This is a genomic window from Paenibacillus artemisiicola, from assembly GCF_017652985.1.
Lineage (GTDB): Bacteria > Bacillota > Bacilli > Paenibacillales > Paenibacillaceae > Paenibacillus_Z > Paenibacillus_Z artemisiicola.
In genome coordinates, this window is sequence record NZ_JAGGDJ010000134.1 from 1 (window position 1) to 537 (window position 537).

2 protein-coding genes are annotated in these 537 nt (G+C 35.2%); both read right to left on the reverse strand.

Annotated features, from left to right (window positions below; translation table 11 throughout):
- Nucleotides 1–139 (reverse strand): permease prefix domain 1-containing protein (locus tag I8J29_RS34355; protein WP_276316373.1); only part of this gene is annotated, 139 nt, incomplete at its 3' end.
- Nucleotides 136–477, reverse strand: coding sequence for a PadR family transcriptional regulator (locus I8J29_RS33555; RefSeq protein WP_208851571.1), 342 nt, complete (start codon nucleotides 475–477; stop codon nucleotides 136–138). The genes I8J29_RS33555 and I8J29_RS34355, both read right to left, overlap by 4 nt.
- Nucleotides 478–537: the final 60 nt, after the last annotated feature.

Sequence of the window (537 nt, forward strand, 5' to 3'; positions counted from 1 at the left end):
CTTCTTCCGATTTACCTTCTGCTTTTAACTCCTCAACCGCTTCTAACAAGTGTGTTCGCATTTCAGTTTTAAGTTCATTTGCTTCCTTATCTTTTACATGTGCATAAACAGAAGTGATAAATTCCTCGATTCGTTTCATTGGTTTTCTCCCCCTTCTAAAAAAGAATCAATTATTTTTTTTAAAAATTGCCATTCAGAGCGTTTTTGCCTGTATTCATCTTTGCCAGTTGACGTAATTTTATAGTATTTTCTTCTACCTCCAGGACCCTGCTCGACTCCCCAGTAGGATTCAATCCATTTGTTTTGTTCCATACGCTTTAAAGACAAGTAAAGCGTACCTTCCTTTATCTCAAACTGATTATCGCTTTTTTCTCTAACCAGCTTGGCTAAATCATATCCATACATTTCAGTGGTTTGAAGCAAAGAAAGAATGAGGGTGTCTATGTGACCTTTTAACACCTCTTTGTTAACTTCCATTTTTTTCACCTCTTGCAATCACTATAAAATAGATTACTCTATAATACAAGGTATTGGATT